Consider the following 24,904-nt stretch of genomic DNA (forward strand, 5'->3'; position numbering starts at 1 on the left):
AAGGATGGACCAGGGAGGCTATCATGGCCGCGAAAACTACTCTCGAAATTGTGCGCTTGGACCCCAAGTCTGTGCAAGCTCCGCTACGCACACGAACGCCGTTTACACTCATAGGTAACGGCTTTGGCGAGGGGATGGATGTCTATGTATCTACCAAGCAAGATGGCAGCGATAGAGTTGACGTCGAAGTACTTGCAGATGATTCTGCTACGAGCACGGACAAGGTATGGCCCGTCGTCGCTAAACCGGCGCTTGGCGCCAAGCTTACCGATACCACCAAAAAGCCGCCCGACCCACCCTTGTGGGTTGTGATAAAACTGAATGGCCAGAAGAGCGCCATACAAGGATTTTTGATCGTCTGATCGTTGAGAGGCCACGTTAATTCGAGCCGACGGTCTACGACTTGGCCAGCCACTGTCCTCATGCGCAGTCTGTTTGTCGGTCGCCCCGTCCAACGGATGCGACCCACAGACAGACCTGCGAGAGAAGCAGGTGCGATGAAGTGTGATTCATTTTGGAGGGAGGCGCGCTTTCAAAAACGCTTGGCTCTTCGATGGTTTCGCCCGCGCCGGCTGCCATCAAGGGCATTCGGCGATATCTCCCCATAGCGTGGATTGCGCTCCATCAAAACTTCGTCTGACCCCATCAACCCACACGTCATGCTACGAAAATCATAACGCCGGGCGATCTGAAACTTCAGGTCTGCGCGGTGGAATTTGAAATTCCGAGCACGCACATGGACCTCTCGAAGATCAAGACGCTGATCGACTTTGTCGGACGATCGAACATTACCGAGCTGACGGTGACGGAAAAGGACGTGACGGTTCGGATTTTCCGCACGTCGCCGGGAGAGGCAGCTGCTTCCGAGCCCTCGAAAGAGCCGACGACCAACCTCGCCCCTGACGCGCCTTCCAGCGTCGAGAAAACCTCCTATCCGGTGAAGGCGCCCCTCTTCGGCGTTCTGCATCGGGCTCCAGCGCCCGGCGAGCCGCCGTTCGTCGCAATCGGTGACGTGGTGGAGGAGGGGCAGACCCTCTTCATCATCGAGGCAATGAAGGTCTTCAACACGATCACGGCACCGCGGTCCGGGCGCATCACGCAGCTGACCGATATCGACAATGGTGAGGTCGAGACCGGCGACCTGCTGGCGGAGATCGCCTGATGCCGGAAACATCGGAACAATCCGCTGCTTCAGGGCGCCGCTTCGATACCGTCCTCATCGCCAATCGCGGCGAGATCGCTGCCCGGATTCAGCGCGCCTGCCGCGAGCTCGGCCTGAAGACGGTCGCCGTCTGCTCCGAAGCGGACAGGGAAGCGTCCTACATCAAAACCGCAGATCGTTTTCTCTGCATCGGCCCGTCGAGCGCGGGCAAGAGCTATCTCAATCAGGATGCAATTCTTCTCGCGGCACGCCTGACCGGTGCTGGCGCCATCCATCCCGGCTATGGTTTCCTGTCTGAAAACGCCGCATTCTCCGACGTAGTCGAAAAGGCCGGCCTGGTCTTCATCGGTCCGACGGCGTCATCGATCGCCACGATGGGCGATAAGATTGCGGCAAAACGGGCGATGATGGCGGCCGGCGTCCACTGCGTTCCCGGTCCCGATACCGCGCTGCCCGACGACCCGGCCTCGATCGAGCGCGTCGCGCTGGAGATCGGATATCCCATCATCGTCAAGGCGTCAGGCGGCGGCGGCGGACGCGGCATGCGCGTCGTGCTGAAGGCCGATCAGTTGCATGAAGCGATCGCGCTGACCCGGGAAGAGGCGCGCAAGGCCTTCGGCTCACCCTCGCTCTATATGGAAAAGTTCCTCCAGCATCCGCGCCACATCGAGATCCAGGTTCTTTGCGACGATCACGGCAATGCCGTTTGGCTGGGTCACCGGGATTGCTCGATGCAGCGCCGCCATCAGAAAGTGGTGGAAGAAGCGCCGGCGCCCGGGATCGCGCCCGATATCATTCAGCCGGTCGGCATGGCTTGCGTCCAGGCCTGCCGCCAGATCGGCTACCGTGGCGTCGGCACCTTCGAATTCCTCTATGAGGACGGCGCTTTCTATTTCATCGAGATGAACACGCGGCTTCAGGTCGAACATCCCGTCACCGAGCTGACGGGCGGGGTCGATATCGTCCAGGCGCAGATAAAAGCGGCTCAGGGTGACGTACTGGATCTCACCCAGGGCGATGTGACCTGCAAGGGCCACTCTTTCGAATGCCGCATCAACGCCGAGGATCCTGACAATTTCCTGTCGTCTGCGGGTGTCGTCACCCATCTGGTTTTGCCCGAGGGGCCAGGCATCCGCGTCGATACGCATATTCATCCCGGCTACAAGGTCTCGCCCTATTACGACTCGCTGATCGCCAAGCTGATCGTCCACGCGCCGACACGGGCGAAGGCGATGGCAAGAATGTGCGAGGCGCTTGCCGGCACCGAAATCGAAGGTATCGCCACGAATATTCCCTTCCTGCGCGCGCTTTTCGAGGATCACGCATTCGCACGCGGAGAGACCGATATCCACTATCTCGAACAATGGCTGAAGCTGCGGAGGGCCGCGGCATGAGCGCAATCGATTTCAGCGATCCTGCAACCATCGCATTCCTCACCGACGCACTGACGGCTGCCGGCGTGGACGGTCTCGAAATCTCCCGGCCGGGCGGACAGCTTCGCATCGTCATTTCAGGGGAGGGTGGCGCCCCGATCGGCGTACAGGTAGCCACACCCCGCGCTCCGGAACCCGCACCTGTCATCTTGCAGGCGCCGCTCGCGGGATATTTCTGCGCTGAACATCCGGCCGCCGCCGTCACGCCCCAAACGCTGCCGCGCTCCGTATCCGATGCGGATATCCTCGGCTTCATCAGGGTAGGGCACTTGCTGCTACCTCTTCGCGCCGGCCGTTCCGGGGTTTTGATCAGGCTGCTTGCCGAACCTGGCGCCCTGATCGGCTTCGGCGATCCTCTGTTCGAAATCGAGTTCCCATCATGATCGCCACAACGAACAGGCATGCATCGCAGCGCGAAATCGTTCCGGCCACCCAAAGCCGGGCACGGGTGTCCTCGATCGGGGCCAGATCCTTCCTGCTCGAGGCGCCGGGCGAGTTCGATCTCATCGCGCAGCGGCGGATCTGGGCGCTGTCGCAGGCGGTGAAGGGTTGGACGGACCTTGCCGAAGATATTCCCGGCATGACCAACCTGCTGGTGATCTTCAAGGAGACGCCAGAAGACTCCGATGCGGTGGTCACCCGGCTGCTGGAGGCATGGGAGAATGCGCAGAGCATCGATCTCAAGGGCAAGACCATCGAGATCCCCGTCATTTACGGCGGCGAGCATGCGACGGATCTTCCCGCCCTTTGCGATCTCTCCGGCTTGAGCGACCGCGAAGTCGTCCGCATCCACCATGAAGCGACCTATCGTGTCTTCGCCCTGGGCAGCGCGCCAGGTTTCGGCTATCTGCATGGCCTCGATCCGCGCATCTATATGCCGCGAAAGACCGTGCCGTCGCTGAAGATGCCGAAGGGCTGCGTGACCATCGGCGGCATGCAGACCGGCGTCGCCATGCTCACCGGTCCCAACGGCTGGAATTCCATCGGCTTCGCATCCCTGCAGATGTTCGACCCAGCCTCGCCGACCCCCGCCATGATGGCGCCGGGAGATACGGTGCGGTTCCTGCCGGCAAGGATCGAGCTATGATCGAGATCTTGGAAAGCGGCCCGTTCAACACAGTGCAGGATCTGGGGCGCCCCGGCTATCGCGACATCGGCGTATCGGCGAGCGGCGCCATGGATCCGCTTGCGGTCCGGATCGGCAATATTCTCGTCGGCAATGACGAGAATGCCGCCGCGATCGAGGTGCAGACCTTCCCGTTCAGTCTGCGTTTCGAGCGGCGCACCGTCTTTGCCGTGACCGGCGCCGACGGCAGTCCGCATCTCGATGGATCTGAACTCATTTCCTGGTGCGCCTATATCGCCAATGCCGGACAGGTTCTCCAGCTACAGCAGCCTCCGCGGCTTGCACGTTCTTATATTTCGCTTGGAGGCGGGCTGGATATTGCCCCTGTCATGGGATCGCGAAGCACGTCGCTGCGCGGCGGCTTCGGCGGCAATGCCGGCCGACCTCTGGCGAAGGGCGATCGGATCGCGGTCGGCGAGGATTTGGAAATTGCCATGCTCCCGGCCTCTGGCCTCGCCGTCGTCGAGCCGGCTGCAGCACTGTGCGATGTCTTTCCGGCCCCCGTCGACGGCGTGCTGCCGATCCGCGCCCTTCCTGCCGGCGAGCACGATCTTTTCACCGGAGACGGCGAAGCCTTCTGGAGCCAGACCTGGCGGATTTCCTCGCGCAGCGACCGGACGGGCTATCGCCTGTCCGGCGAGCCGATCAAGCCGACCGCCTCCATCGAGATGCGTTCCCACGGCGTCGTGCCCGGCGTGATCCAGGTTCCGCCCGGCGGCGAACCGATCGTGCAGATGAGCGATGCGAATACGGCCGGCGGCTATCCGAAGATCGCCGGCGTGATCGAGTGCGACCTTTGGCGGCTCGGTCAGGCCCGCATCGGCGCCCGCCTGAAATTCGTCCGCTCGACACATGCGGAAGCGCGTGCGGTCGAACAGGCCGTCGCCCGCTATGTCGACGATGTCAGGCAGACATCCCGGATGGTCAAGCGCGCCCTGAAGGCGATGGCCTAAGGGAGGCGAAAGGAGGAACTGATGAAGATCGATCTGAATTCCGACATGGGCGAAGGATTTGGTCCCTACCGGCTGTGCGATGACGAAGCGATGATGAAAATCGTCTCGTCGGCCAATATCGCCTGCGGCTTCCACGGCGGCGACCCCGATACGATGGGGCGCATGGTGCGGCTGTCAAAACAGAACGGCGTCGGCATCGGCGCCCATCCCGGCCTGCCCGACCGGCTGGGCTTCGGCCGGCGCGAAATACCGTTCCAGGCGGACGAGCTTCGCCAGCAGATGCTCTACCAGCTTGGCGCGCTGATGGCGATCGCCAGAGCCGAGCGGGTCACCGTCTCCCATATCAGCTTCCATGCGGCCATGGGCAACATGATCAACCGCGATCCTGTCCTCGCCGACCTGATGATGGACGCGATTGCCACCGTCGACGCCAATCTCGTCGTCTTCGTCACGGCAGGCAGCGAGATCCAGCAGGCTGCCAGGCGCGCGCGCCTGAAGACCCTGGCGCTTTTCCTTGCGGACCGGGCCTATGACGCCGAGGGCAGGCTTGTCACGCGCGGGCTTCCCGGCGCCGTCATCAAGGACGAAGCTGCGGTGCGCGCCCGCGTCCGAAAATTCCTCCTCGACGGAAACGTCGAGACGATTGACGGCGCCGTGATCGCCATGCCGGGGCGCTCCATTCTCGTCCACAGCGACACGCCCGGCGCCCTCGAGCTTGCCGGCATCGTGCGAAGCGAGATCGAAGCCGCGGGCGCGACGCTCGCTCCGGCTGCCGAACTCGCCGACTGATACAATCCGGATCGTCTGCGGGCGGTCTTTCTTCCAAAGTCTCATCGAAGGACCAACGTGATGTCCGCCATATCTGATCGCCTGAAAAACGTCTCCATATCCGCATCCGCCGCCATGACACAGCGCGCCCGGGAGCTGGCCGCCAAGGGAATCAAGGTCGTCAGCCTCTCATCCGGCGAGCCGGATTTCCCCACACCGGCACACGCGATCGAGGCGGCCCATGCGGCAGCGCTTGCCGGCGATACGAAATATCCGCCGATGGACGGGACGCCGGCACTCAAATCAGCCATCATCAGGAAGTTCAAACGCGACAACGATCTCGACTATGATGCCAGCCAGATCGTCGTCTCGGCCGGCGGCAAGCAGGTGATCTTCAATGCCATGCTGGCAACCTGCAATCCGGGTGACGAGGTCGTCATCCCCACACCCTCCTGGGTCAGCTACGCCGACATCGTCAAATTCGCCGGCGGCGTGCCGGTTCCGGTCCCCTGTCACGAGCAGACCGGCTTCAAATTACGTCCGGAGGATCTGGAAGCGGCAATCACGCCGCGCACCAAATGGCTCTTCCTGAATTTCCCGAATAATCCGACCGGCGCTGCCTGCACCCGGGCGGAGATGGCTGCCATTGCCGAGGTCATGCTGCGCCATCCCGACGTCTGGATCATGACCGACGATATCTACGAACACCTAGTCTATGACGACTTCCAGTTCTGCACGATCGCGGAGGTCGAGCCGAGATTGTACGATCGCGTCCTGACGATGAACGGCGTTTCCAAGGCTTACGCGATGACCGGCTGGCGGCTCGGCTTTTGCGCCGGGCCGAAAGACCTGATCTCCGCCATCAGCAACGTCAACGGACAGAATGGCGGCGGCATCGCGACGCTGACGCAGGCGGCGGCGACCGCAGCGCTCGATGGACCTCAGGAGCTGCTGAAGGAGCGGGCGGCGATCTACAAGACGCGACGCGACTTCGTGCTCGACAAATTGTCTGAGGTGGAAGGGCTGCGCTGCCATCGGCCCGAGGGCGCCTTTTACATCTATCCCAACGTTTCAGGGTTGATCGGCAAGACCAGCAAGGGCGGTCGAAAGATCGAAACCGACGTCGATTTCGTCATGGGGCTGGTGGAGGAGCATCATGTCGCGACCGTGCAAGGTGCGGCTTATGGAATGAGCCCGTTCTTCCGCATTTCCTACGCGACAAGCATGGAAAAACTCGATGAAGGCTGCGCGCGCATAGCCCAGTTCTGCGCGGACATGCGCTGACCGGGCACTTGCGTCTCAGGCTTTCAGCCGCGCCGTCAACTCAAGGAGGATGTCGCGGACGGCGAGGGCCGGTTCCGACAAGGGATTCTGGTCGGAAACGCACAGCGACAGGGTTTCCTCGATACGGGGCGAGACGAGCCGGCAAATCAGCGGCTCGCTCGATTCAGAGACGATGCGGTCGGCAATCGCCTTCGGCATGATCGTCGCGCCGAGACCGCCGTCCACCGCGCGGGCGAGCGTGCGGACGATTTCGACTTCCGCCACGACCTTCAAATTGGTGCGCGTGCGCGTGAAGGCGGTGTCGACAGCGCGGCGGACGAAATTATAGGCTGGCGGCAACAGTAGCGGTATCGCATCGAGAGCATTGACCGGAACGGGTTTCGTATCCGCTTCGATTGCGAAATCACGATGGGCGACCAAGAAGAATTCCTCGCTGAGGATCGGTTCGAACCGCACGCCCTTGATCGGTCCGGTCCCGTGGAGAAGCGCCATCTCCAGCCGGCCGTTCATGATCATCTGGCTATAGGTCTGGCCGACACTTTCGGTCAGATGCAGCAGAATGCCGGGATGCCGTTTCCGGGTCTCCGCCAGAAGGTCGACCGAGAGCGTCGCCGCACTGCTGAACGGCACGAGGCCGACGGAGACCCGACCGGCGAGCGAATTGCCGGCTGCCGATGCATCGGCCTGCGCCTGCTCCATCTGCCGAAGGATAATCTGCGCATGGCGATACACCGCGTGTCCCGCATCGGTCATGCTGACGCCCTGCTGGCTGCGGATCAGCAGCTTGTGGCCGAAATGCTCTTCCAGCGCCGCAAGCTGCTGGCTGAGAGCCGGCTGGGCGATATGCAAAAGATCCGCCGCTCGCGTGATGCTGCCGCTGTCGACGATCACGATGAAGGATTTGAGGCGTCTGATGTCCATGGGGATCGGGGTACCGTGCTGATCTGCGGATGGCATGTTTGCAGACGCGCATCGCTTTTGCAACGCGAGGCGGCCCGAGGCAAGGCCGCGAGAGAATGCCGGCACCGCCCGCTTTCTCTTCTTCGGCAGACCACACCGGCTCCATAACCGTTGCTTATTGCTCCAGAGATAATCGGTCTTAGGCAAGGGGTTGAAGCTTCGCTACTCTCTCTTTCAACAACAAGGGAACGACAATGCCATTCTCCGACTACAAGACCGCACTGGTGACCGGCGCATCCTCCGGTATCGGCGCAGCCGTGGTTGAGCGGCTTCGCCGGGAGAACATCGAAGTTCACGCCGTTGCCCGCAGCGCCGAAGCTCTGCAAAAGCTGGCAGAACGCACGGGCTGCGTCGCCCACACCATCGATGTGACCGACCGTCAGGCGATCGCCGAGCTCGCACGGCGGGTGGAATTCGACATCCTCGTCAATAATGCCGGCGTCGACCGGCCGAAGAAATTCCTGGAAGCCGACGAGGGCGATATCGATCTCATCATCGACGTCAATCTGCGAGCCGTCCTGCACATCTGCCGCCTGATCGTGCCGGGCATGGTGGCGCGCGACCGCGGCCATGTCATCAACATTTCGTCGATCGCCGGCGCCTATAATTTCGGCGGCAATTCCTCCTATCACGCCACCAAGGCAGGGGTGAGCATGCTGTCCAACCAGCTGCGCATCGACGCTTTCGGCAAGCGGGTGCGGGTCACGGAAATCTGCCCCGGCCGCGTCGCCACCGATATTTTCAATCACGTCCACGGCGATGATCCGAGCATCCGGGAAAAGTTCATCGACGGTTTCGAACTGCCTGAAGCGGCCGATATCGCCGACGCGATCGCCTTCGCCATATCGGCCCCCGTCGCCGTCAACATCGGACATATGGAGATCACACCAACGCTGCAGGTCATGGGTGGCCTGCAGACCGCAAGGCCGCAGCTAAAGACAGATCCATCCGGGGAGCCAACTCCGTGAGCGGTTTCGACCTTTCGGCAATCCTTGGAAATCCGGAATATGTCGCCATGCTGCTGCATGGCATCGAGATGACCTTCATCATCTTTGCCGGATCCTGGTCGCTGGCGATGGCGCTGGCAGTTCTGCTGCTCAGTTTGCGTCTGTCGCCCCTTCGCTTCGGCGATCCGTTGGTCGCTGCTTACGTATCTTACCACCGCAACGTGCCCACCCTGGTCCAGCTGATGCTGTGGTATTTCGGGATCTTCACCCTGATGCCGAGCGGGCTGGGAGAATGGCTGGCCATCCACAATGCCGAGGCCATCTTCGCGGTGATCGGGCTCGGGCTTTGCCAGGCGGCCTATTTCAGCGAAGATCTTCGTTCGGGCGTACGCTCGGTCGGTCCCGGCCAGATGGAGGCAGCTCGGGCGCTGGGCCACGGGTATGTCTCGGCGATGCGTTTCGTCATCATGCCGCAGGGCGTGCGCAACGCGCTGCCGCCGCTCATCAATCACAGCGTTTCCCTGTTCAAGAACAGCAGTCTCGCCGTCATCATCGGGGCTTCGGAACTGACGCATGCGGTCAAGGAAATCGAGAACCTCAGCTTCCGGACTTTCGAAATCTACCTGATCGGCACCGCTCTCTACCTCTTCTTCTCGCTCGTGATCATGGGCATCGGCGCCTATCTGTCGATGCGCGCAGATCCAGCCAGGAGCGCGCGCGCATGATCCACGATATGATCGCCATCATCCGAGACTATTGGCTGCTGCTCCTGATCGGCCAATATCCGAACGGACCGCTCGGCGGGCTCGCCAACACGCTGATCCTGTCGGCGCTGAGCATCGCTCTCGCCTTTCCGGTCAGCATCCTGTTTGCAATGGCGCGGCTCTCCAAGTCGCCGCTACTGCGTTGGCCGGTCACCGCCCTTGTTTATTTCACCAGGGGCGTGCCGCTGCTGATGCTCATCCTGTGGAGTTATTTCCTGGTTCCGCTGCTGACCGGCGCCGACGTGCCGAGCTTCGTCACCATGCTGACAACACTGGTGGTCTATCAGAGCGCGTTTTTGAGCGAGGTCGTCCGTGCCGGCATCGTCGCGCTCGGACCGGGCCAGATGGATGCGGCGCGGGCGCTCGGCCACGGTCATGTCGGCGCGATGCGCTTCATCATCCTGCCGCAGGCGCTCTACAACATGATCCCGAGCATTCTTTCCACCTTCGTCTCGACGATCAAGGACACGACGCTCGGCTACGTGATCAACGTGCCGGACCTGACCTTTGCGGCAAGCCAGGTCAACAATCAGCTGCTGACGCAGCCTTTCCAAGTCTTCCTCATCCTGGCGATCGTCTACTTCGCCATCTGCTGGACCCTGACCTACTTCGCAAATCGCCTCGAGCGGCGCATCACGCGGCGGCGTGCGGGACTTCTCAACGTCCCTCCCGCCTTGGTCACACCGTCGAAAATCGTATCGGAGCAGCTATGACCATGTCCGTTTCAACGCAGGAATCGCAGATGATCCGGCTTGCGCAGGTCTGCAAGAGCTACGGCGACTATCCGGTCCTGAAGGACATCGATGCGCAGGTTGCGCGCGGCGAGGTCGTGGTCATCTGCGGACCGTCCGGTTCGGGAAAATCCACGCTGATCCGCACGATCAATCGCCTCGAGGAGATCAACAGCGGAGCGATCACGCTCGACGGGCAAAACATTCACGCCGCCATGCGGGCAAAGGAACTCAATACGATGCGCAGCCGGATCGGCTTCGTGTTCCAGAACTTCAACCTGTTTCCGCACCTGTCCGTCGCCCAAAACGTATCGATGTCGCCGATCCGGGTGAAAGGCGTGTCAGCCAATGTCGCGCACGAAAAGGCCCTCAAGCTGCTCGATCGGGTCGGCCTCGCCGACAAGGCCCGGGCCTATCCCGGTCAATTGTCGGGCGGCCAGCAGCAGCGCGTGGCGATCGCCCGCGCCCTTGCCATGGAACCGCCGGTCATGCTGTTCGACGAGCCGACGAGTGCGCTCGATCCCGAAATGGTCGGCGAAGTGCTCGCCGTCATGAAGAGCCTGGCGTCCGAAGGCATGACCATGCTCTGCGTCACCCACGAAATGGGTTTCGCGCGTGATGTCGCCGACCGGATCTGGTTCATCGATGCGGGCCAGATCATCGAAACGGCGAGCCCCGAGGACTTCTTCAACAATCCGACCCATCCCCGGGCTCAGCGTTTCCTCGCTGATCTCAGGCATTGAAACCAACGACCAAAAACAAAGGAGAACAGCAATGAACTGGAAATACCTGAGCCTCACCGTCGCATTTGCCGGCATGGCGGCCGCCTTGCCCGCGAAAGCCGATCAGCTCGACACCATCATGTCGGCGAAAACCTTGCGCTGCGCGACTTTCGCCGACGTTCCCCCCTTTGCTTCGCCGGATCCGAAGACCCGCGAAATGGCCGGTTTCGACGTCGATCTCTGCGGCGCCATCGCCAAGGAATTGGGCGTCAAGGCTGAAATCAAGCCGGTTTCGGTCGAAGCCCGCGTGCCCGAGGTCAAGCTCGGCCGCGTCGACATCACCGTAGCCAACCTCGCCTATACGGTGAGCCGCGCCGAGCAGATCCAGTTCAGCGATCCCTACTATCTCGCCAAGGAGATGCTGATCGTGCCGGCCGACGATGCCGGCAAGAAGAAGGCCGATTACGCAGGCCAGCGCATCGCCTCGACCAAGGGTTCGACCTCGGAAATGTCGATCAAGCTCAACAAATCCGACCCGCTGACATTCCAGGATACCGCCTCGGCCTATCTCGCCGTCCAGCAGGGCAAGGCCCGCGGCATGGTGGCCAACACCATGACGACGACCAAGTTCGTCAATGAATCGAAGAGTAAGGGCAAGGAAATGCGGATGATCGAGGAGCCAATGCTCTATCAGCCGATCGGCATCGGCATGGCCAAGGATCAGCCGGCGCTGACCGCAAAGGTCAACGAAATCCTCCACAAGCTCGACACAGCGGGCGAGATCAACAAGATCTGGGACAAGTGGCTCGGCCCGGAGACCGAATACAAGATGACCCGTACCGATAAGGTCGTGCCGCTCTCCGAGCTGAAGTTCGACCCGATCCCGTGAGGCCAGCCGGCCTCAACGTCCTCAAGTGACGATTTCCAACCGAAATCAGACGGCGGGCATGCCCGCCGTCGACCAACGATCGGAACCATCCATGATCCATATTAAAGATATTCCCGAGCGGCCTGATAAAGCCGATATCGATGCCGTTTCGAAATTTTCGCCGGCGACGATCCACGAAGCCCAGGGACGCCGCGGCGCGCTGTCCTCCCGCCTCAAACCGGTCGACTACCGCATGAAACTGTGCGGTCCGGCCTTTACGGTGAAATGCGCGCCGCGCGACAACATCATGCTGCAGCTTGCCATCAACTATGCCAAGCCGGGCGATATCATCGTCGTGTCGGCCGGCGAATACGAGGAGGCCGGATCCTTCGGCGATGTGCTTGCCAATGCCTGTCTTGCAAAGGGCATCGGCGGTCTCGTCACCGACACCGGCGTGCGCGACACGCTGCAGCTGCGGGAACTCGGTTTCCCCGTCTTCTCGCTCAGCGTCTGCATCAAGGGCACGGTGAAGGAAACCATTGCAGCGGTGAACGAGCCGGTCATCGTCGGCGGCGAAACCATCAATCCCGGCGACATCATCGTCGGCGATGCCGACGGACTGGTGGTCGTACGCCGGCAGGAAGCGCCGGAAGTCGCCCGGCTCTCGCAGGCCCGCGAGGATGCCGAAGCCGGCTATATCGCCGCCTACAAGGCGGGCAAATCGGTCATCGAGGTCAGTAATCTGGCACCGGTGCTGAAAGCCAAGGGCCTCGTCGTCGATATTTGACATGCGGCGGAAGCATCAAAAGGTCTGCGCGCGAAAGTCACTCTGGACACTATTATGGACACATGTTCTATAAAGTGGACAGATCTGACCGGAGCGTGCCATGCATCTTTCCATGTGGACTTACCCCTGGGATATCCAGGACCAGGGGCTCGACGCGATTGCCGCCGAGCTTCGCGGCCGGGCCGGCCTCAACACGATCAGCATGGCGACCTCCTATCATGCCGGCCGCTTCCTGCAGCCGCGCAGCCCGCAGCAGAAGGCCTATTTTCCCGAGGACGGGACGGTCTATTTCCGGCCGGATGAAAGCCTGTGGCAGGACAAGGTGATCCGGCCGCTGATGGCGGGGAATGTCACCGAGCGCGGCGACATGCTGGATGCACTCGTCAGTGAGCGTGAGACGACGGGTCTCAAGGTCTCCTGCTGGACGGTCTGCCTCCACAATAGCCGCCTCGGCATGCTGCACCCCGAGCACGTGACGCGCAACGCCTACGGTAATCCCAACTACTACAATCTTTGCCCCTCCAGCCCTGCGGCGCGGGCGTATGCCGTCACGCTTGTCCGCGACATCACGGTGAACTACCGGCCTGATATGGTGGAGTTGGAAAGCCCGAACTTCATGGGCTTCGCGCATGAATACCATCACGAGAAGGACGGTGTCGGCCTGAACGTTGAAGACGATTTCCTGCTGTCTCTCTGCTTCTGCGAGCATTGCACGGCGCGCGCCGCCAAGGCGAGCGTGCCGATTGAAGGCGCGCGCAAGTTGGTGGCGCGCTTCATCGCGGAACTCTGCGAAAGGGCTGTGCCGGAACGGCAGTTCCCGGATTTCCCGGCGGCCGGCATCGATGCCTTCCGCGATTATCCCGATCTGCATGCCTATCTCTCATGGCGCAGCGAACCGGTGACCAGCCTGATCGGCGAGATCAAGGCGGCAGCCGATCCGGCGACACGCATCGTGCTCATCGACCTGAAGGACGGCTGGCTCGGCGGCGTCGATCTCGCAGCCGTCGGCAAGCTCTGCGACGGGGCGATCCTCTGCTGCTACGACATGGCGCCGGATGCAATTGGCGATGTCATCCGCACCGGCCGGGCAGCCGTTGGATCGGAAAAGTTCCTCGGGGTCGGCTTGCGCGTCTTCTATCCCGAGGTCGGCGAGCCCGCGATCCTTTCGGCCCGCGCCAAGGCGGCCGTCGATGCCGGCGCCGACGGCGTGAACTTCTACAATTACGGCCTCATCCCGGCAAAGCGTCTCGACTGGGTCAAGGCGGCGGTTGACGCGATCATCTAAGCTGCGCCTCGGCCTGGTGCGGAGGAGTCAGGATGCGACGGGTTCGGCGACCTGGATCAGGCAATCGCCGGCCTGGCTGTCGCAGTGCAATCGGTGGGAAATGACGATGCCGCCCTCAGCGAAGTGCAGCTCTTCTTCCGGCTGCTCAAGGCGTTCCAGGTCATGATACCATCCGGCCAGATCACCGGCAGAAACGATGGCTCCAAGTGTGACGGCTGGCTCGAACCAGCCTCTGCGGTTGGCATAGATGCCCTGGCTGTGGCGCGACAGCGAAAGAAGCTGCAACGGCCCCGGTTCGGCGAGGGTCGCTCGCGACAGAATCGGGTGTTCGACGATGCCGAGCGTTACCAGCAGCCGGTCGATCGCCGCCGCGGTGAAGGCCATCGTCGCAGGCGTCACGGTTCCGCCGCCGCCAAATTCACCGGAAAGACCGACGATTCCGGCCCGTGCAGCAGCACCCATCGATGTCGGCGCGGTCGGTCCGTTGTCGGCGATGAAGGCATGTGAGGCGCCCATCGCCCGCATCAGCGAGACGGACCGCTCGAAGCCGGCGGCATCGGCCTGCCGCTCGATCAGCGTGCAGGGCAAATGCGCCATCGACGTGCCGCCCGAATGCAGGTCGAGCATGACGTCGTGACGCGGAAAGAGTTCGTGTTCGAGGAAATGCGCCAGTCGCGCTGTCGGCAACCCCATATGATCGCCGGGAAAGGCCCGGTTGAGGTTGCCGCCGTCGAAGGGCGAGCAGCGTTTGGCCGCCATCACCGCCGGCAGGTTCGCCATCGGCAGGATGGTGACGGCACCGCGGATCTCAGTGACCTCAAGCAAGCGTATCAGCCGACAGAGCTGCAGTTCACCCTCGTATTCGTCGCCATGATTGCCGGCCAGCAGCAGCAAGGACGGTCCCTCGCCATTTTTGAGGCGAAGGATCGGGATGCGGATCTGATAATAGGGCGAACGATCGATCGAATAGGGAATGGCGAGATGGCCGGCCTGCCGGCCCTCGCGCGAAAAGTCGATCGGATTGACGAGGCCGCTGTGCATGATCTCTCCAGTGCGGGCGGTTGCCGTGCAATTATAGCGCCGCGACCGCGGTCATTTCGACGCGCAGATCCGGATCGGCGAGACGCGCCTCGACGCAGGCGCGGGCCGGCGGGTTTTCGATGTCGATCCAGCTGTCATAGATGCCGTTCATCGCCTCGAAATCGGTGATCGCCGGCAGGAAGACGTTGACGGCGAGGAGACGAGAGCGGTCGATACCGGCTTCCTTCAAAAGGGCGTCGATCTTGCCGAGCACGTCGCGCGTCTGCCCCTCGATATCAGCCTTGCGATTTTCCGCGACCTGGCCGGCAATATAGACGAGACCGCCATAGCTGACGGCTTGGCTCATGCGCGAACCTTTCTGGTAACGCTGGATCATGGAGGTTTCCTTTTCTTGGCTTTGCAGGAGGATTCAGCCGAAGCTGGTCAGATAGGCCGCCGTCACCGAATGGTCGGGGTCGAGGCCATAGAGGATTGCATGCCGGTCAAGGCAGGTGCAGGGATGCGAGATGCCGAACTCGATGACGTCGCCGACCGCGACATCACTGCCATCGGCAAGGATCATGAAGGCGTGCTGATCGTTGAGACGGAAAACTCTCGCGCCTTCGAGATCGGTGAGGCGCGCGCCGTTGCGATAGAGCCCCAGCGGCCGCGGCAAGTCCTGGTCCATCGCCACGTCGCGCATGCCCATGCCGGAGATGGCAAGCTGCGGCTCCGGCCGCGACAGGACCTCGGCCCAGACGCGCAGCGCCGGACGGAAACCGGCCGCCGCCGAAACCGTCTCGCCGCCGATACGCAAGCCGCCGCGCGCATCGAGACCGGCAAGGCCGCGCTCGTAGACGCCGTGATCGTGGAAGAAGATCGCACCGCTGCGCAGCACCAGCCGGCAGGCGGGATCGGCTGCGACGGCGGCTGAAAGCCGGGCCACCACGATGTCGAAAAACACCGAGCCGCCTGATGTGACGAGAAGCGGCCGCTCCTTGCCGATGCGGGCGCGTATCTTTGGCAGGAAATCTGATGTCATCGCCATCAGCGCGTCGATGCGCAGCATCGTCTCGTCCGCATTAGCGGTCGCGGCTGCGCCCTCATAGGCGGCGATGCCGGTCAGCCGGAAGGCGTGCGTCTCCACGGCCAGGATCGCATCGAGGATTGCGGTCGCGGCTTCAACGCTGCGGAGACCGGCGCGGCCGGCGCCGAATTCCACCAGCAGGCCGAGAGGCGGCAGATCCGCGCGTTCCAGCCAGGCGGAGCGAAGCGCCTCGACGAGCGCTGTCGAATCCACGAAGATATGGAACTCCGCATCGGGATAATGGCCGAGCAGGGCCGCAAGCCGGCGGGCGGCGGCGGCCCCGCCGATCTCGTTGGCGAGGATCAGCCGGCGCTGTCCCGCCTTGAGCAGCACGGCCGCCTGACGGATGTCGGCGACCGTCGTGCCCCAGGCGCCTGCCGAAAGAAGCGCGTCCGCCAGCGCCGTCGACATCGGGGTCTTGGCGTGCGGCGCGATGTCGGCGCTATGGCTTTTCACATAGGCCATCATCAGTTCGACATTGCCGGCGAAGGCCCGGCGGTCGAGCGAGATCAGCGGCAGGGCCATCCTGCCGTCATAGGGCTTCCATCCCTGCATTCCCACTGCCGCAGGTGAAAGCGGCGGATGGCCCGGCGGAAAGCCGCGCACCCGGTCGTCGATCAGGACGTTTTCCGTCGCGGCATGAAGATCAGACATGGCGGCCTCTCCCAATCTCGACCGGATCGGCCAAACCAAGGCGATAGGTGTCGTTGGCGGTGGCAAAGAACAAAACTCGCTGCTCATCGTAAGAAAGCTCGGCGGCGACCGTGCGGAAAACCTGATAGACCTCGTCGAATGAGGCGTGCAGGCCGGCGACCGGAAAGTCGCTGGCGAACATCGAACGTTCAGGGCCAAAACAATCGAGGCAATGCCCGATCACCGGCCGCAGGCTTTCGAGCGTCCAGTCATTGTCGTAGGCGACGAGGTCGGAAATCTTTAACCGCACGTTCGGCTCTTTGCCGAGCGCTCGCAGGCCGCGGCGCCAAACCGCCATGCCGTCCTCCGATCGGTCGGCGGGGCTGCCGCCGTGGTTGAGCACGAAAAGCGTTTGCGGAAGATCGCGCACCAGGTCCAGCGCCTCCGCCATCTGCCAGGGATAGAGCATCAGGTCGAAGACCAGCCCGAGCCGCGCAACCTCAGCCAGCCCCGCCCGCCAGGCGGCATCGACCATGAGATCCGGACGCGGCGCAAAACGCTTCGCCGCATCGGGATGCCAGCTCAGAATATCGCGGATACCGACGACGTTGGGATTTTCCGCCTCCGCTTCGAGCAGACGCACGGCGTCCGGCCCGTCGAGGGGAACCCGCGCGATATAACGGTGCGCCACAGCGGAGCTACGGTCGAGACCCTCCAGCCAGCGGCTCTCTTCCAGCGGATGCGCATCGGACCAGCCGGCTTCCACATGCACCGTCGCAACGATGTTCTGGCGCGCGGCGTCGGCGCGATAATCGTCGATGCCATAGTCGCGCAGGATCGGTGCAAGCTTTCCGAAAACCATCTCCTCGCTGGTCTCCCACGCCTTCTGGAGCCAGGGGTGGCGCTGCAGGCTGAGGTCCCAAAGATGGTGATGCGGGTCGATCACCGGCCCATCGTAGCGCTCCGTCATCTGCGCGCCTCACGGCCGGACACCAGCAGGAGGGCGAGGATCAGCGTGCCGAACATGATCGACCGCCAGCCGGGGGAAGCGTTGACGACGGTGATCAGCGCCGTCGTGGTGACGAGCAGGATCGCCCCCGGTATCGTCCCGGCATAGGTGCCGCGGCCGCCGAGGATGGAGGTGCCTCCGAGCACGACGGCGGCGATCGAGGTCAGCAGATAGGGATCGCCGATGCCGACATAACCTTGCCGGTTCATGCCGAGCACGAGAATGCCGGCAAGCCCGGCGAAAAAGCCGGACAGCGTGTGAACGATCAGCGTGTTGCGGGTGACGCTGACGCCGGAAAGCCGGGCCGCCAGCGGATTTGCCCCAAGCGCCAGAAACCGTGCGCCGATCGGCATACGATGGACGAGCAGCAGCACCACGACCGAGACGGCGAGCCACAGCAGGATGCCCGAGGGAATGCCCAGCGGCCGCGCCTGCCCGAGCAGAATGACCGCCGGATTGCTGACGGTGACGGCGCTGCCGCCGGCGACGATGACGAGCAGCCCCTGCAGGAAGGTCGCCATTGCAAGCGTCATGATGATCGGTGGCACGCGAAGATAGGCGGCCCCCGCACCATTCAGCAGGCCGATGCCGGTGGCGATGGCAAGGGCCGCGGCGATGCCCGCGAGGCCGGTCGGGTCCCAGGCGGGCGAAATCAGCGGCAGCAGGATCGCCGTGACGGTGATGACTGCCCCGACCGAAAGATCGATGCCGCCCATCAGGATGACGAGCGTCTGGCCGGCAGCGACAATGCCGATCACCGCGGCGAGCTCCAGCAGATAACGCAGATGGCCGTAGGCGCCGAAACCACGCAACGAGACGCTTGCAACGATCCAGACGAGCGCGACCAGTAGCACGGTCAGTAGTGGTGGATTGCGGAACGCGGACCTGATGATGTTCATCGCCTTGCCCTCCAAGCCCCAAGAAGTTCCGGAACGGCGACCGCACCGACGATGATCAAGCCTTGCGCGACATATTGCGCCACCGGCGGGAAGCCCAGGAAAAACATTACGTTGATCATCACCGAGAGCAGCAGGCTGCCGCAGATCGCGCCGCGCATCGTGCCCTTGCCGCCGAGGAAACCGACGCCGCCCAGCACGGCGGCGGCAATCGAGTTCAGCGTAAAGGGCGTGCCGATAACGGGATCACCCGACCCGGTCTGCGCGGCGACGAAGAGACCGGTCAACGCGGCAAGAAGACCGGATAGCGCGAAGGCTGCGACCTTCACCCGTTCGACCGGAACACCGGAACGAAATGCGCCGACCGGGTTGTCGCCGGCCGCATAGATGCCGAGGCCGAGCGGCGTTGCGAGAAAGGCTTTCCAGAGCATGAGGATGACGACCAACAGCAGGAAGGCAATGGGCGTATGACCGGCCAGCACCGTCGACAGCCAATCGGGAATGAAGCCACCCGGCCGCGGCAGCAAGATGAGCGCGACGCCGCCGATGATGAAGGAGCCGGCCAGTGTGACGATGATCGCCGGCAATCTCAGATGTGTCACGATGGCGCCGGTGACGGCGCCGATCGAAAGGCCGGCGACGGCGACGGCGATGATGCCGCCGGGCACGCCGAGTACCCCTTCCATCGTCGTCGCGGCGATCACCGCGCCAAGGCTGACGAGCGGCCCGATCGCCAGTGTGATGCCGCCGTTCAGCATCAGCAGCGCCTGCGCCATGGTGACCAGCGCGAGCGGAAACCAGTTCTGCGTGAACTTCGAAAAGCCGCCGATGGAAAGGATGCCGGGAAAGAGCACCACATAGAGGATGAGAAAGGCAGCGACGACCAGATAGAGGCCGGCGAGACCGCGGTTGCGGCGGAGTTGGATCGAGCCGTAGAGTCGGGATGCCGAAATTGTGCTCATGCCGCCTCTCCCTGCGTCGTGGTCGCAACGCCCATGGCGGCGCCGACGATCGCTCCTTCGCTGATCCGATCTTTCGACAGCGTCGCCGCGACGCGCCCCTCGCGCAGAACCACGACGCGGTCGCAGAGATGCACGAGCTCCGGCGTATCGGAACTGGCCAGAATGACGAGCCGCCCCTCGGCGGCGAAGGCGCGCAGCATCAGGTAGATCTCACGCTTGGTCTCGATGTCGACGCCGCGCGTCGGATCGTTGAGGAGCAGTACGGACGGATCGAGCGGCAGCCATTTCGCCAGCGCCACCTTCTGCTGGTTGCCGCCGGAAAGCGCCTGCACTGGCCGAGCCGCATCACCCTTGATCGTCAGCCGGCGCGCGAGATCGGCAACCAGGCCGTTTTCCGCCTTCGGGTCGCGCAGCCCATTGCGGGTAAGCCGCCCGAGCGAGGGCAGGATGAGATTGGAGGCGATCGAATGCGGCAGCACCAGTCCCTCATGCTTGCGGTCGGCCGGGACGTAGACGATGCCGGCCGCATTCGCCGCGCCGACATGGGCGGGCAGGTGGGGTTTGCCCGCGACCTCGGCCCGCGCCGCCGAGGCCGGAATCGCGCCATAGAGGCCGAGCAGCAGATCCTCCTGGCCCTGCCCGACGAGCCCGCCGATGCCGACGATCTCGCCGGCGCGGGCGGAAAAACCGATATCACGCACGATGCCGGCGGAAAAACCTTCGACGCTGATGCGTACCACGCCGGGTGCCGCGACTGGGCGCGGCGGAAACAGGTCGCCGGTCTCGCGGCCGACCATCAGGCGCACCAGGCCCTCGCCGTCGATGCCGGACAGCGACTGGTCCGCCGTGACGCCGCCATCCTTCAGCACGGTGACATGCGAGCAGAGCGCCTGCACCTCGTTGAGGCGGTGGGAAATATAGAGAAGTGCGGTGCCGCGGCCTTTGAGCGTCTCGATCAGCCTGGCAAGGATGCCGGCTTCGTGCGCGGAAAGCGATGAGGTCGGTTCGTCCAGGATAAGCACACGCGGCTTGCGGAACAGCGCCTTGGCGATCTCCACCATCTGGCGGCGGCCAAGTGCCAGGTCGGCAACCGGCATGTCGAGCGGCTCGGTGAGCCCGACCATGTCGCAGACTTCCTGCACGCCGCGATGCAGCGCTGCGTAATCGATCAGACCGAACCGGCGCGGAAAGGCGCCGGTCCCGATGTTTTCGGCAATCGACAGGCTGGCCGTCAGGCTCAGCTCCTGCTGAACGACGGCAATGCCAGCCGCGCGCGCCGCCGCTGGGCTGAAGCGCCCGACCGGCCCGCCGCCGACGAGGATGGACCCGCTATCCGGCTGGAGGGAGCCGGACAGAAGGTTGATCAACGTCGACTTGCCGGCGCCGTTTTCACCGAGCAGGGCGTGAACCCTGCCCGGCACAAGGGCGATGTCGACGCCCTTCAAAACGGGATTGCCGAAAAATCCCTTGAACACCTGCCGGGCTTCCAGCAGGGGTCTTTCTTCCGTCATGACGGTTTCCTCGGCTCAGGATTACTTGGCAAGCAGCTTGTCGAAGAGCGCCTGGTCATAATCCGAGTAGATATAGCCGTCAGCTGGGAACTTGTCGGCCCGTGCGAGGTAGCCCCCGATCGTGCTGTCGTCGATGACAGGCAGCGGCACCTTGACGAAAGCCGGCACGTCCTTGCCTTGCAGCGCCTGCACCGCGGTGTAGACGGAAAGCGCGCCAAGCCAGTTCGGCTGCATGGTCGCCCAGCCCTTCAGGCCCTTTTCCTTCCAGAGTTCCAGGAACTGCCTGGCGTTTTCGCCTGTCGTCGGCACCTGATCGCGGCCCTGGCGCTCGAAAGCGAGGACCGAGCCGGCCGACAGCGCGCCACCGAGCGACAGCACGCCATCGATTTCCGGATTGGCGAAGAGCAGGCTGGTCATCGCTTCCTGTGCCGGCGCGACGTTATATTCCGTATTTGTCTCGGTGATTACCTTAAGACCCGGGTTGGCATCGAGCACCGGCTGGGCGCCCTTGCGGCGGTCGTCGCTCACCGAAATGCCGGCCGGGCCGTTCATGATGATGATATTGCCCTTGCCGCCGAGCTGGCTGACCATCCACTTGGCTGCGGTCGCGCCCCATTCACTGGAGTCGGTATTGATCTTGGCGGTTACCTTGTCGGTATTGACCAGGCTGTCGAAGTTGACGATGGCGATACCCTTGTCGCAGGCATCCGATATGACGCGGTCGAGCGCATTGGAGGAGCCGGCGATGACGACGATGGCGTCGACATTGGCGTCGATCATCGACTGGATATGCTGGATCTGCGTCTGGGCATTGCCCTGCGCGTCGGTGATCATCAGGTTCTTGACGAGGCCTGCCTTCTTCAGTTCCTCCACCTCTGCCGTGATGGTGCCTTCGGTCTGTTTCATCCAGGTCGGCACCGAGTAGATGTTCGCCCAGCCGATCGTATAGGGCGCCTTCCGGTCACCCTTGATGCAATTGGCAGCGGCCGAGGCCGTGCCGGAAAAGACGAGGAGGGCGGCTGCGGCCGCAGCGCCTGCGAGAAGGCGGCGGCGCAGCGGTGCGGAAATGCTGTTTTCAAAATTCTTCATGTCGATCCCCTTTTTTGTGCGGCAGCCTTGACGGCTCGCCATCTACGTCCAATATATCGTACATGTGATCTGTATACCGGACGACGCGATCTTATGCCGAATTTTTCACCCCGCAAGGGGGGAAGGAAAATTTCATTCGCGATTGAATGACGGCATGAATTGACAGATACGGCGGACGGCTTGAAAAGCTTGGGCCTGATAAAAGCGGGCCGATAAACAGGGATGACAGCAATGGATGCAGTTCGGGACGAAGCAGCCGGTAAACGCGCCCGTGGGCTCGACCGCGCCTTCGAGATCCTCGATTTTCTGCGCCAGAAACGGCAGGCCTTGAAGCCGAACGAAATCGCCGCGCAGATCGGCGCGCCGCGCTCATCGGTCTACGAGTTGGTCAACCTGCTGCTCAGTAACGGCATTCTCGAATTCACCGGCGGCGAGGGGAGGGTCTATCTCGGCCGCAAGCTCTATTTCCTCGGCGCCGCCTATGAGAACCATTTCGATTTCACCCGCGAATGCGAGGCGACGCTGGAACAGCTTGCCGACGAAACCCGGGAGACGGCGCAGTTCTGCATGCTGGATGGAAACAGGTACACGGTGGTGCGCATGCGCGAAGGCGCGCGGCCATTTCGTATTTCGACGGATGTCGGCCAATCGGTGCCGATTCCATGGACGGCGTCGGGCCGTCTGCTCGTTGCGCATCTGTCGAATGAGGAAATCCTGAACTTCATTCCGCCGCAGGATTTTCGCCTGCCTGGCGGGGAATGGCTCGAACCCCAGACATTCATCGCCGAGGTACGCCAGGCCGAGCGAGAAGGTCTTTTCACCTTCAACAGCATCGTCGACAGCTTCACGCACTGTTTTGCCGTCCCGGTGCGCGGCGAGGAAGGTCATGCTGCCGCAACTCTCTGCCTGGTGACGCCACGTGACGACGGCATCGCGAACCGCGACCGCTACCTCGACTGCCTGAAGAAGGCCGCCACCGGCCTGGAGCACGCCCCTTCCCGGCCAAAGCGGGGCTGATGCTGGAACTCATGAACCAGTTAGTCGCTTCACGACATCATCGATCGTCTCCCTAACCGGGTAATAACTTGGTCCGCCGTCTTTCTGCAGCACGCAGACATAAATATGCGTGCTGCTGGGAAAAGGCCGCACGGCAACGACGTGTTCGGGATTGATGAAGACGAGGGGGTCGTTTGGCCCCGCGTAGTGGAATGGCACCAGCCTCATCTGTCATCTCCCGCGTATTCCCGCAATGAACGTGAAAAGCCGCGGTTGGTTTCAGAACGGCTGGCGGTTTCGACACCAGCAATGTTCGACGGCAATACGGCATGGCGAGGATGCCCCCTCCGCGGTCCCGCCAGTCCGCGTTCGCCGTCCCGGCCATTGAATTTCGAGTTTCCAGCCGATCCCGAAAATCTATTCACTTTTCTCCCGAATCTACGGAATTAAGTTTCTCTATAAAATTTATGGAGAACGTATCTTAGCGTCCGACAGCCAGATCGGCCCTGGAGCGAACCTGCTGTTGACGGCAAACGGAGAGGCGCGAAATGACACGGAAAATCAGGCTTGGGGCATTTCTTCCCGGTGGCGGACAGCATGTGGCGTCATGGCGGCATCCCGACCAGCCGGCTGACGGCGCGACCAGTTTCGAATTTCACAAGCAGCTCGCTTTGACAGCTGAGCGCGGCCTCTTCGATGCATATTTCCTCGCCGACGGACTGGCTGTCGGATTCGGGGGCGCCCGCGAAGGCGGCAACGCCCGCGTCGCCGGCTTCGAACCAGTGACATTGTTCTCGGCGCTCGCGCCTTTCACCACCCATCTCGGCTTCATCGCGACATCCTCGACCACCTACGAAGAGCCATACACGACGGCGCGCAAATTCGCTTCGCTGGATCTGATTTCCGAGGGCCGCGCCGGCTGGAATGTCGTGACCACGACAGGCGACCTCACGGCACAGAACTTCAACCGCGACACCCAGCTTCCGCATGCCGATCGATATAAACGTGCTGCCGAGCATGTCGACGTTGTCCGCAAACTCTGGGAAAGCTTCGAGGACGACGCCTTCATCCGCGACAAGGAGACCGGCGTGTTCTTCGATCCGACGAAGCTGCACGACACCGACCACCGCGGCGAGCATTTCAGCGTGCGCGGCCCGCTCAACATCTCGCGTTCGCCGCAGGGACATCCGGTTATCGTGCAAGCCGGCCAGTCCGACGACGGGCGCGGCCTTGCCGCGGCAACGGCGGAAGTCATCTTTACCGCCCATCAGCACATCGAAACCGCCCAGGAATTCTACCGCGATATCAAGGCACGCGCCCGCGGCCTCGGTCGCAATCCCGATCACATCCTCGTCATGCCCGGCGTCTCCGCTTTCGTCGGCAGGACCGAAGCGGAAGCACGCGAGAAGTACGACCGTCTGACCTCGCTGATTGTCGAAGAGGATGGAATCGGCCTCCTCAACGGCCTGACCGGCGGAACGCTCGACCTGCATGGTTATGATCTCGACGGGCCGCTGCCGCCAGCGCCGCCGACCGAAGGCATGAAGAGCCGCCAAGCCCTCATCCGCCAGATCGCCGACGAAAACAACTTCACCATCCGCCAGCTCTATCAGTGGATCGCATCGGCCCGTGGTCACTACACCATCGTCGGAACGCCGGAGAAGATCGCCGATACGCTGCAGCAATGGTTCGAAAACGAGGCAGCCGACGGCTTCAACATTCTGCCGCCCTGGCTGCCGACGGCGCTCGACGACTTCGTCGATCTGGTCATCCCGGAACTGCAGCGCCGCGGTCTGTTCCGCACCGCCTATGAAGGCAAGACGCTCCGGGAAAATCTCGGACTGCCTTTCCCCGCCAATCGATGGGCTGCAGGACATGCAGCTCTCCAGGCAGCAGAGTGAGGAGCTGACC

Annotated in this window: 27 protein-coding genes; 17 read left to right on the top strand and 10 right to left on the bottom strand. The window is 62.7% G+C overall.

Annotated elements, in window-relative coordinates; translation table 11 throughout:
* Positions 1-23: 23 nt before the first annotated feature.
* From RCCGE510_RS24460 to RCCGE510_RS24495, 8 genes are all read left to right on the top strand, one after another.
* The gene (locus RCCGE510_RS24460) at positions 24-362 is read left to right on the top strand and encodes a hypothetical protein (protein ID WP_007634386.1); all 339 of its coding nucleotides are present in this window, start codon (positions 24-26) and stop codon (positions 360-362) included.
* A gap of 374 nt (positions 363-736) precedes the next feature.
* Positions 737-1,162 carry an acetyl-CoA carboxylase biotin carboxyl carrier protein subunit gene (locus RCCGE510_RS24465; protein WP_007634388.1) on the top strand — a complete coding sequence of 142 codons (426 nt, stop codon included), beginning with the start codon at positions 737-739 and terminating at the stop codon, positions 1,160-1,162.
* Positions 1,162-2,556, top strand: coding sequence for an acetyl-CoA carboxylase biotin carboxylase subunit (gene accC / locus RCCGE510_RS24470; protein ID WP_007634390.1), 1,395 nt, complete (start codon positions 1,162-1,164; stop codon positions 2,554-2,556). The genes RCCGE510_RS24465 and accC overlap by 1 nt, the downstream gene beginning before the upstream one ends.
* Positions 2,553-2,978 carry a hypothetical protein gene (locus RCCGE510_RS24475; protein WP_007634392.1) on the top strand — a complete coding sequence of 142 codons (426 nt, stop codon included), beginning with the start codon at positions 2,553-2,555 and terminating at the stop codon, positions 2,976-2,978. The genes accC and RCCGE510_RS24475 overlap by 4 nt, the downstream gene beginning before the upstream one ends.
* Positions 2,975-3,682 (top strand): 5-oxoprolinase subunit PxpB, encoded by a 708-nt coding sequence (gene pxpB, locus RCCGE510_RS24480; protein WP_007634394.1) that lies wholly within the window; start codon positions 2,975-2,977, stop codon positions 3,680-3,682. Before RCCGE510_RS24475 ends, pxpB begins: the two co-directional genes overlap by 4 nt.
* Positions 3,679-4,674, top strand: coding sequence for a biotin-dependent carboxyltransferase family protein (locus RCCGE510_RS24485; protein ID WP_007634396.1), 996 nt, complete (start codon positions 3,679-3,681; stop codon positions 4,672-4,674). The genes pxpB and RCCGE510_RS24485 overlap by 4 nt, the downstream gene beginning before the upstream one ends.
* A 21-nt stretch (positions 4,675-4,695) precedes the next feature.
* Positions 4,696-5,463 carry a 5-oxoprolinase subunit PxpA gene (locus tag RCCGE510_RS24490; RefSeq protein WP_007634398.1) on the top strand — a complete coding sequence of 256 codons (768 nt, stop codon included), beginning with the start codon at positions 4,696-4,698 and terminating at the stop codon, positions 5,461-5,463.
* A gap of 60 nt (positions 5,464-5,523) precedes the next feature.
* Entirely contained in the window at positions 5,524-6,726 is a 1,203-nt protein-coding gene (locus RCCGE510_RS24495; RefSeq protein WP_007634399.1) for a pyridoxal phosphate-dependent aminotransferase, read from the top strand.
* A gap of 15 nt (positions 6,727-6,741) precedes the next feature.
* Here the strand turns inward: RCCGE510_RS24495 and nac are convergent, their stop codons facing one another.
* Positions 6,742-7,647 carry a nitrogen assimilation transcriptional regulator NAC gene (gene nac, locus RCCGE510_RS24500; RefSeq protein ID WP_007634400.1) on the bottom strand — a complete coding sequence of 302 codons (906 nt, stop codon included), beginning with the start codon at positions 7,645-7,647 and terminating at the stop codon, positions 6,742-6,744.
* 233 nt (positions 7,648-7,880) lie between these two features.
* Here nac and RCCGE510_RS24505 point away from each other — a divergent pair, with 233 nt between their 5' ends.
* The 7 genes from RCCGE510_RS24505 (at position 7,881) to RCCGE510_RS24535 (ending at position 13,790) form a co-directional block, all read left to right on the top strand.
* Positions 7,881-8,654, top strand: coding sequence for an SDR family oxidoreductase (locus RCCGE510_RS24505; RefSeq protein ID WP_007634401.1), 774 nt, complete (start codon positions 7,881-7,883; stop codon positions 8,652-8,654).
* Positions 8,651-9,358, top strand: a complete 708-nt coding sequence (locus RCCGE510_RS24510) for an amino acid ABC transporter permease (RefSeq protein ID WP_007634402.1) — start codon at positions 8,651-8,653, stop codon at positions 9,356-9,358. Before RCCGE510_RS24505 ends, RCCGE510_RS24510 begins: the two co-directional genes overlap by 4 nt.
* A complete protein-coding gene (locus tag RCCGE510_RS24515; RefSeq protein ID WP_007634404.1) occupies positions 9,355-10,110 on the top strand; it encodes an amino acid ABC transporter permease in 756 nt (251 codons plus the stop codon). Before RCCGE510_RS24510 ends, RCCGE510_RS24515 begins: the two co-directional genes overlap by 4 nt.
* Positions 10,107-10,871 (top strand): amino acid ABC transporter ATP-binding protein, encoded by a 765-nt coding sequence (locus RCCGE510_RS24520; protein ID WP_037079639.1) that lies wholly within the window; start codon positions 10,107-10,109, stop codon positions 10,869-10,871. The genes RCCGE510_RS24515 and RCCGE510_RS24520 overlap by 4 nt, the downstream gene beginning before the upstream one ends.
* A gap of 31 nt (positions 10,872-10,902) precedes the next feature.
* Positions 10,903-11,739 carry an ABC transporter substrate-binding protein gene (locus RCCGE510_RS24525; protein WP_007634406.1) on the top strand — a complete coding sequence of 279 codons (837 nt, stop codon included), beginning with the start codon at positions 10,903-10,905 and terminating at the stop codon, positions 11,737-11,739.
* A gap of 91 nt (positions 11,740-11,830) precedes the next feature.
* Complete coding sequence (locus RCCGE510_RS24530; RefSeq protein ID WP_007634407.1) at positions 11,831-12,505, top strand: 4-carboxy-4-hydroxy-2-oxoadipate aldolase/oxaloacetate decarboxylase; 675 nt, start codon at positions 11,831-11,833, stop codon at positions 12,503-12,505.
* Between the two features lie 100 nt (positions 12,506-12,605).
* Positions 12,606-13,790 carry a hypothetical protein gene (locus RCCGE510_RS24535; protein WP_007634408.1) on the top strand — a complete coding sequence of 395 codons (1,185 nt, stop codon included), beginning with the start codon at positions 12,606-12,608 and terminating at the stop codon, positions 13,788-13,790.
* Positions 13,791-13,817: 27 nt separating this feature from the next.
* On the opposite strand, the gene RCCGE510_RS24540 is transcribed toward RCCGE510_RS24535, so the two are convergent.
* From RCCGE510_RS24540 to RCCGE510_RS24575, 8 genes are read right to left on the bottom strand one after another with little or no spacing between them, the layout of a single operon-like run.
* Positions 13,818-14,831 (bottom strand): succinylglutamate desuccinylase/aspartoacylase family protein, encoded by a 1,014-nt coding sequence (locus tag RCCGE510_RS24540; protein ID WP_007634411.1) that lies wholly within the window; start codon positions 14,829-14,831, stop codon positions 13,818-13,820.
* A 31-nt stretch (positions 14,832-14,862) separates the two neighbouring features.
* Positions 14,863-15,207, bottom strand: a complete 345-nt coding sequence (locus RCCGE510_RS24545; protein WP_007634413.1) for a RidA family protein — start codon at positions 15,205-15,207, stop codon at positions 14,863-14,865.
* A 33-nt stretch (positions 15,208-15,240) separates the two neighbouring features.
* Positions 15,241-16,551: an alanine racemase gene (locus RCCGE510_RS24550; protein WP_007634414.1), complete on the bottom strand. Its 1,311-nt coding sequence runs from the start codon at positions 16,549-16,551 to the stop codon at positions 15,241-15,243.
* Positions 16,544-17,500 carry an amidohydrolase family protein gene (locus RCCGE510_RS24555; protein WP_007634416.1) on the bottom strand — a complete coding sequence of 319 codons (957 nt, stop codon included), beginning with the start codon at positions 17,498-17,500 and terminating at the stop codon, positions 16,544-16,546. The genes RCCGE510_RS24550 and RCCGE510_RS24555 overlap by 8 nt, the downstream gene beginning before the upstream one ends.
* The gene (locus tag RCCGE510_RS24560; RefSeq protein WP_007634418.1) at positions 17,497-18,438 is read right to left on the bottom strand and encodes an ABC transporter permease; all 942 of its coding nucleotides are present in this window, start codon (positions 18,436-18,438) and stop codon (positions 17,497-17,499) included. Before RCCGE510_RS24560 ends, RCCGE510_RS24555 begins: the two co-directional genes overlap by 4 nt.
* Positions 18,435-19,397: an ABC transporter permease gene (locus tag RCCGE510_RS24565; protein ID WP_007634420.1), complete on the bottom strand. Its 963-nt coding sequence runs from the start codon at positions 19,395-19,397 to the stop codon at positions 18,435-18,437. Before RCCGE510_RS24565 ends, RCCGE510_RS24560 begins: the two co-directional genes overlap by 4 nt.
* Complete coding sequence (locus RCCGE510_RS24570) at positions 19,394-20,908, bottom strand: sugar ABC transporter ATP-binding protein (protein ID WP_007634422.1); 1,515 nt, start codon at positions 20,906-20,908, stop codon at positions 19,394-19,396. Before RCCGE510_RS24570 ends, RCCGE510_RS24565 begins: the two co-directional genes overlap by 4 nt.
* Before the next feature lie 21 nt (positions 20,909-20,929).
* Entirely contained in the window at positions 20,930-21,997 is a 1,068-nt protein-coding gene (locus RCCGE510_RS24575) for an ABC transporter substrate-binding protein (RefSeq protein WP_007634425.1), read from the bottom strand.
* Between the two features lie 231 nt (positions 21,998-22,228).
* On the opposite strand from RCCGE510_RS24575, the gene RCCGE510_RS24580 reads away from it, so the two are divergent.
* Complete coding sequence (locus RCCGE510_RS24580) at positions 22,229-23,014, top strand: IclR family transcriptional regulator (RefSeq protein WP_007634427.1); 786 nt, start codon at positions 22,229-22,231, stop codon at positions 23,012-23,014.
* A gap of 9 nt (positions 23,015-23,023) precedes the next feature.
* Here the strand turns inward: RCCGE510_RS24580 and RCCGE510_RS24585 are convergent, their stop codons facing one another.
* A complete protein-coding gene (locus tag RCCGE510_RS24585; RefSeq protein ID WP_007634429.1) occupies positions 23,024-23,221 on the bottom strand; it encodes a hypothetical protein in 198 nt (65 codons plus the stop codon).
* A gap of 320 nt (positions 23,222-23,541) precedes the next feature.
* Between RCCGE510_RS24585 and RCCGE510_RS24590 the strand changes: the two genes are divergently transcribed.
* The gene (locus tag RCCGE510_RS24590) at positions 23,542-24,894 is read left to right on the top strand and encodes an LLM class flavin-dependent oxidoreductase (RefSeq protein ID WP_007634431.1); all 1,353 of its coding nucleotides are present in this window, start codon (positions 23,542-23,544) and stop codon (positions 24,892-24,894) included.
* The last annotated feature ends 10 nt before the right edge of the window (positions 24,895-24,904 follow it).

Source organism: Rhizobium sp. CCGE 510, from assembly GCF_000292525.1.
GTDB lineage: Bacteria > Pseudomonadota > Alphaproteobacteria > Rhizobiales > Rhizobiaceae > Rhizobium.

Bases quoted from the DNA above. Each gene is read 5' to 3' on its own strand.
- RCCGE510_RS24460 (WP_007634386.1), top strand. From the start codon at position 24: ATGGCCGCGAAAACTACTCTCGAAATTGTGCGCTTGGACCCCAAGTCT.
- RCCGE510_RS24465 (WP_007634388.1), top strand. From the start codon at position 737: ATGGACCTCTCGAAGATCAAGACGCTGATCGACTTTGTCGGACGATCG.
- accC (WP_007634390.1), top strand. From the start codon at position 1,162: ATGCCGGAAACATCGGAACAATCCGCTGCTTCAGGGCGCCGCTTCGAT.
- RCCGE510_RS24475 (WP_007634392.1), top strand. From the start codon at position 2,553: ATGAGCGCAATCGATTTCAGCGATCCTGCAACCATCGCATTCCTCACC.
- pxpB (WP_007634394.1), top strand. From the start codon at position 2,975: ATGATCGCCACAACGAACAGGCATGCATCGCAGCGCGAAATCGTTCCG.
- RCCGE510_RS24485 (WP_007634396.1), top strand. From the start codon at position 3,679: ATGATCGAGATCTTGGAAAGCGGCCCGTTCAACACAGTGCAGGATCTG.
- RCCGE510_RS24490 (WP_007634398.1), top strand. From the start codon at position 4,696: ATGAAGATCGATCTGAATTCCGACATGGGCGAAGGATTTGGTCCCTAC.
- RCCGE510_RS24495 (WP_007634399.1), top strand. From the start codon at position 5,524: ATGTCCGCCATATCTGATCGCCTGAAAAACGTCTCCATATCCGCATCC.
- nac (WP_007634400.1), bottom strand. From the start codon at position 7,647: ATGGACATCAGACGCCTCAAATCCTTCATCGTGATCGTCGACAGCGGC.
- RCCGE510_RS24505 (WP_007634401.1), top strand. From the start codon at position 7,881: ATGCCATTCTCCGACTACAAGACCGCACTGGTGACCGGCGCATCCTCC.
- RCCGE510_RS24515 (WP_007634404.1), top strand. From the start codon at position 9,355: ATGATCCACGATATGATCGCCATCATCCGAGACTATTGGCTGCTGCTC.
- RCCGE510_RS24520 (WP_037079639.1), top strand. From the start codon at position 10,107: ATGACCATGTCCGTTTCAACGCAGGAATCGCAGATGATCCGGCTTGCG.
- RCCGE510_RS24525 (WP_007634406.1), top strand. From the start codon at position 10,903: ATGAACTGGAAATACCTGAGCCTCACCGTCGCATTTGCCGGCATGGCG.
- RCCGE510_RS24530 (WP_007634407.1), top strand. From the start codon at position 11,831: ATGATCCATATTAAAGATATTCCCGAGCGGCCTGATAAAGCCGATATC.
- RCCGE510_RS24535 (WP_007634408.1), top strand. From the start codon at position 12,606: ATGCATCTTTCCATGTGGACTTACCCCTGGGATATCCAGGACCAGGGG.
- RCCGE510_RS24540 (WP_007634411.1), bottom strand. From the start codon at position 14,831: ATGCACAGCGGCCTCGTCAATCCGATCGACTTTTCGCGCGAGGGCCGG.
- RCCGE510_RS24545 (WP_007634413.1), bottom strand. From the start codon at position 15,207: ATGATCCAGCGTTACCAGAAAGGTTCGCGCATGAGCCAAGCCGTCAGC.
- RCCGE510_RS24550 (WP_007634414.1), bottom strand. From the start codon at position 16,551: ATGTCTGATCTTCATGCCGCGACGGAAAACGTCCTGATCGACGACCGG.
- RCCGE510_RS24555 (WP_007634416.1), bottom strand. From the start codon at position 17,500: ATGACGGAGCGCTACGATGGGCCGGTGATCGACCCGCATCACCATCTT.
- RCCGE510_RS24560 (WP_007634418.1), bottom strand. From the start codon at position 18,438: ATGAACATCATCAGGTCCGCGTTCCGCAATCCACCACTACTGACCGTG.
- RCCGE510_RS24565 (WP_007634420.1), bottom strand. From the start codon at position 19,397: ATGAGCACAATTTCGGCATCCCGACTCTACGGCTCGATCCAACTCCGC.
- RCCGE510_RS24570 (WP_007634422.1), bottom strand. From the start codon at position 20,908: ATGACGGAAGAAAGACCCCTGCTGGAAGCCCGGCAGGTGTTCAAGGGA.
- RCCGE510_RS24575 (WP_007634425.1), bottom strand. From the start codon at position 21,997: ATGAAGAATTTTGAAAACAGCATTTCCGCACCGCTGCGCCGCCGCCTT.
- RCCGE510_RS24580 (WP_007634427.1), top strand. From the start codon at position 22,229: ATGGATGCAGTTCGGGACGAAGCAGCCGGTAAACGCGCCCGTGGGCTC.
- RCCGE510_RS24585 (WP_007634429.1), bottom strand. From the start codon at position 23,221: ATGAGGCTGGTGCCATTCCACTACGCGGGGCCAAACGACCCCCTCGTC.
- RCCGE510_RS24590 (WP_007634431.1), top strand. From the start codon at position 23,542: ATGACACGGAAAATCAGGCTTGGGGCATTTCTTCCCGGTGGCGGACAG.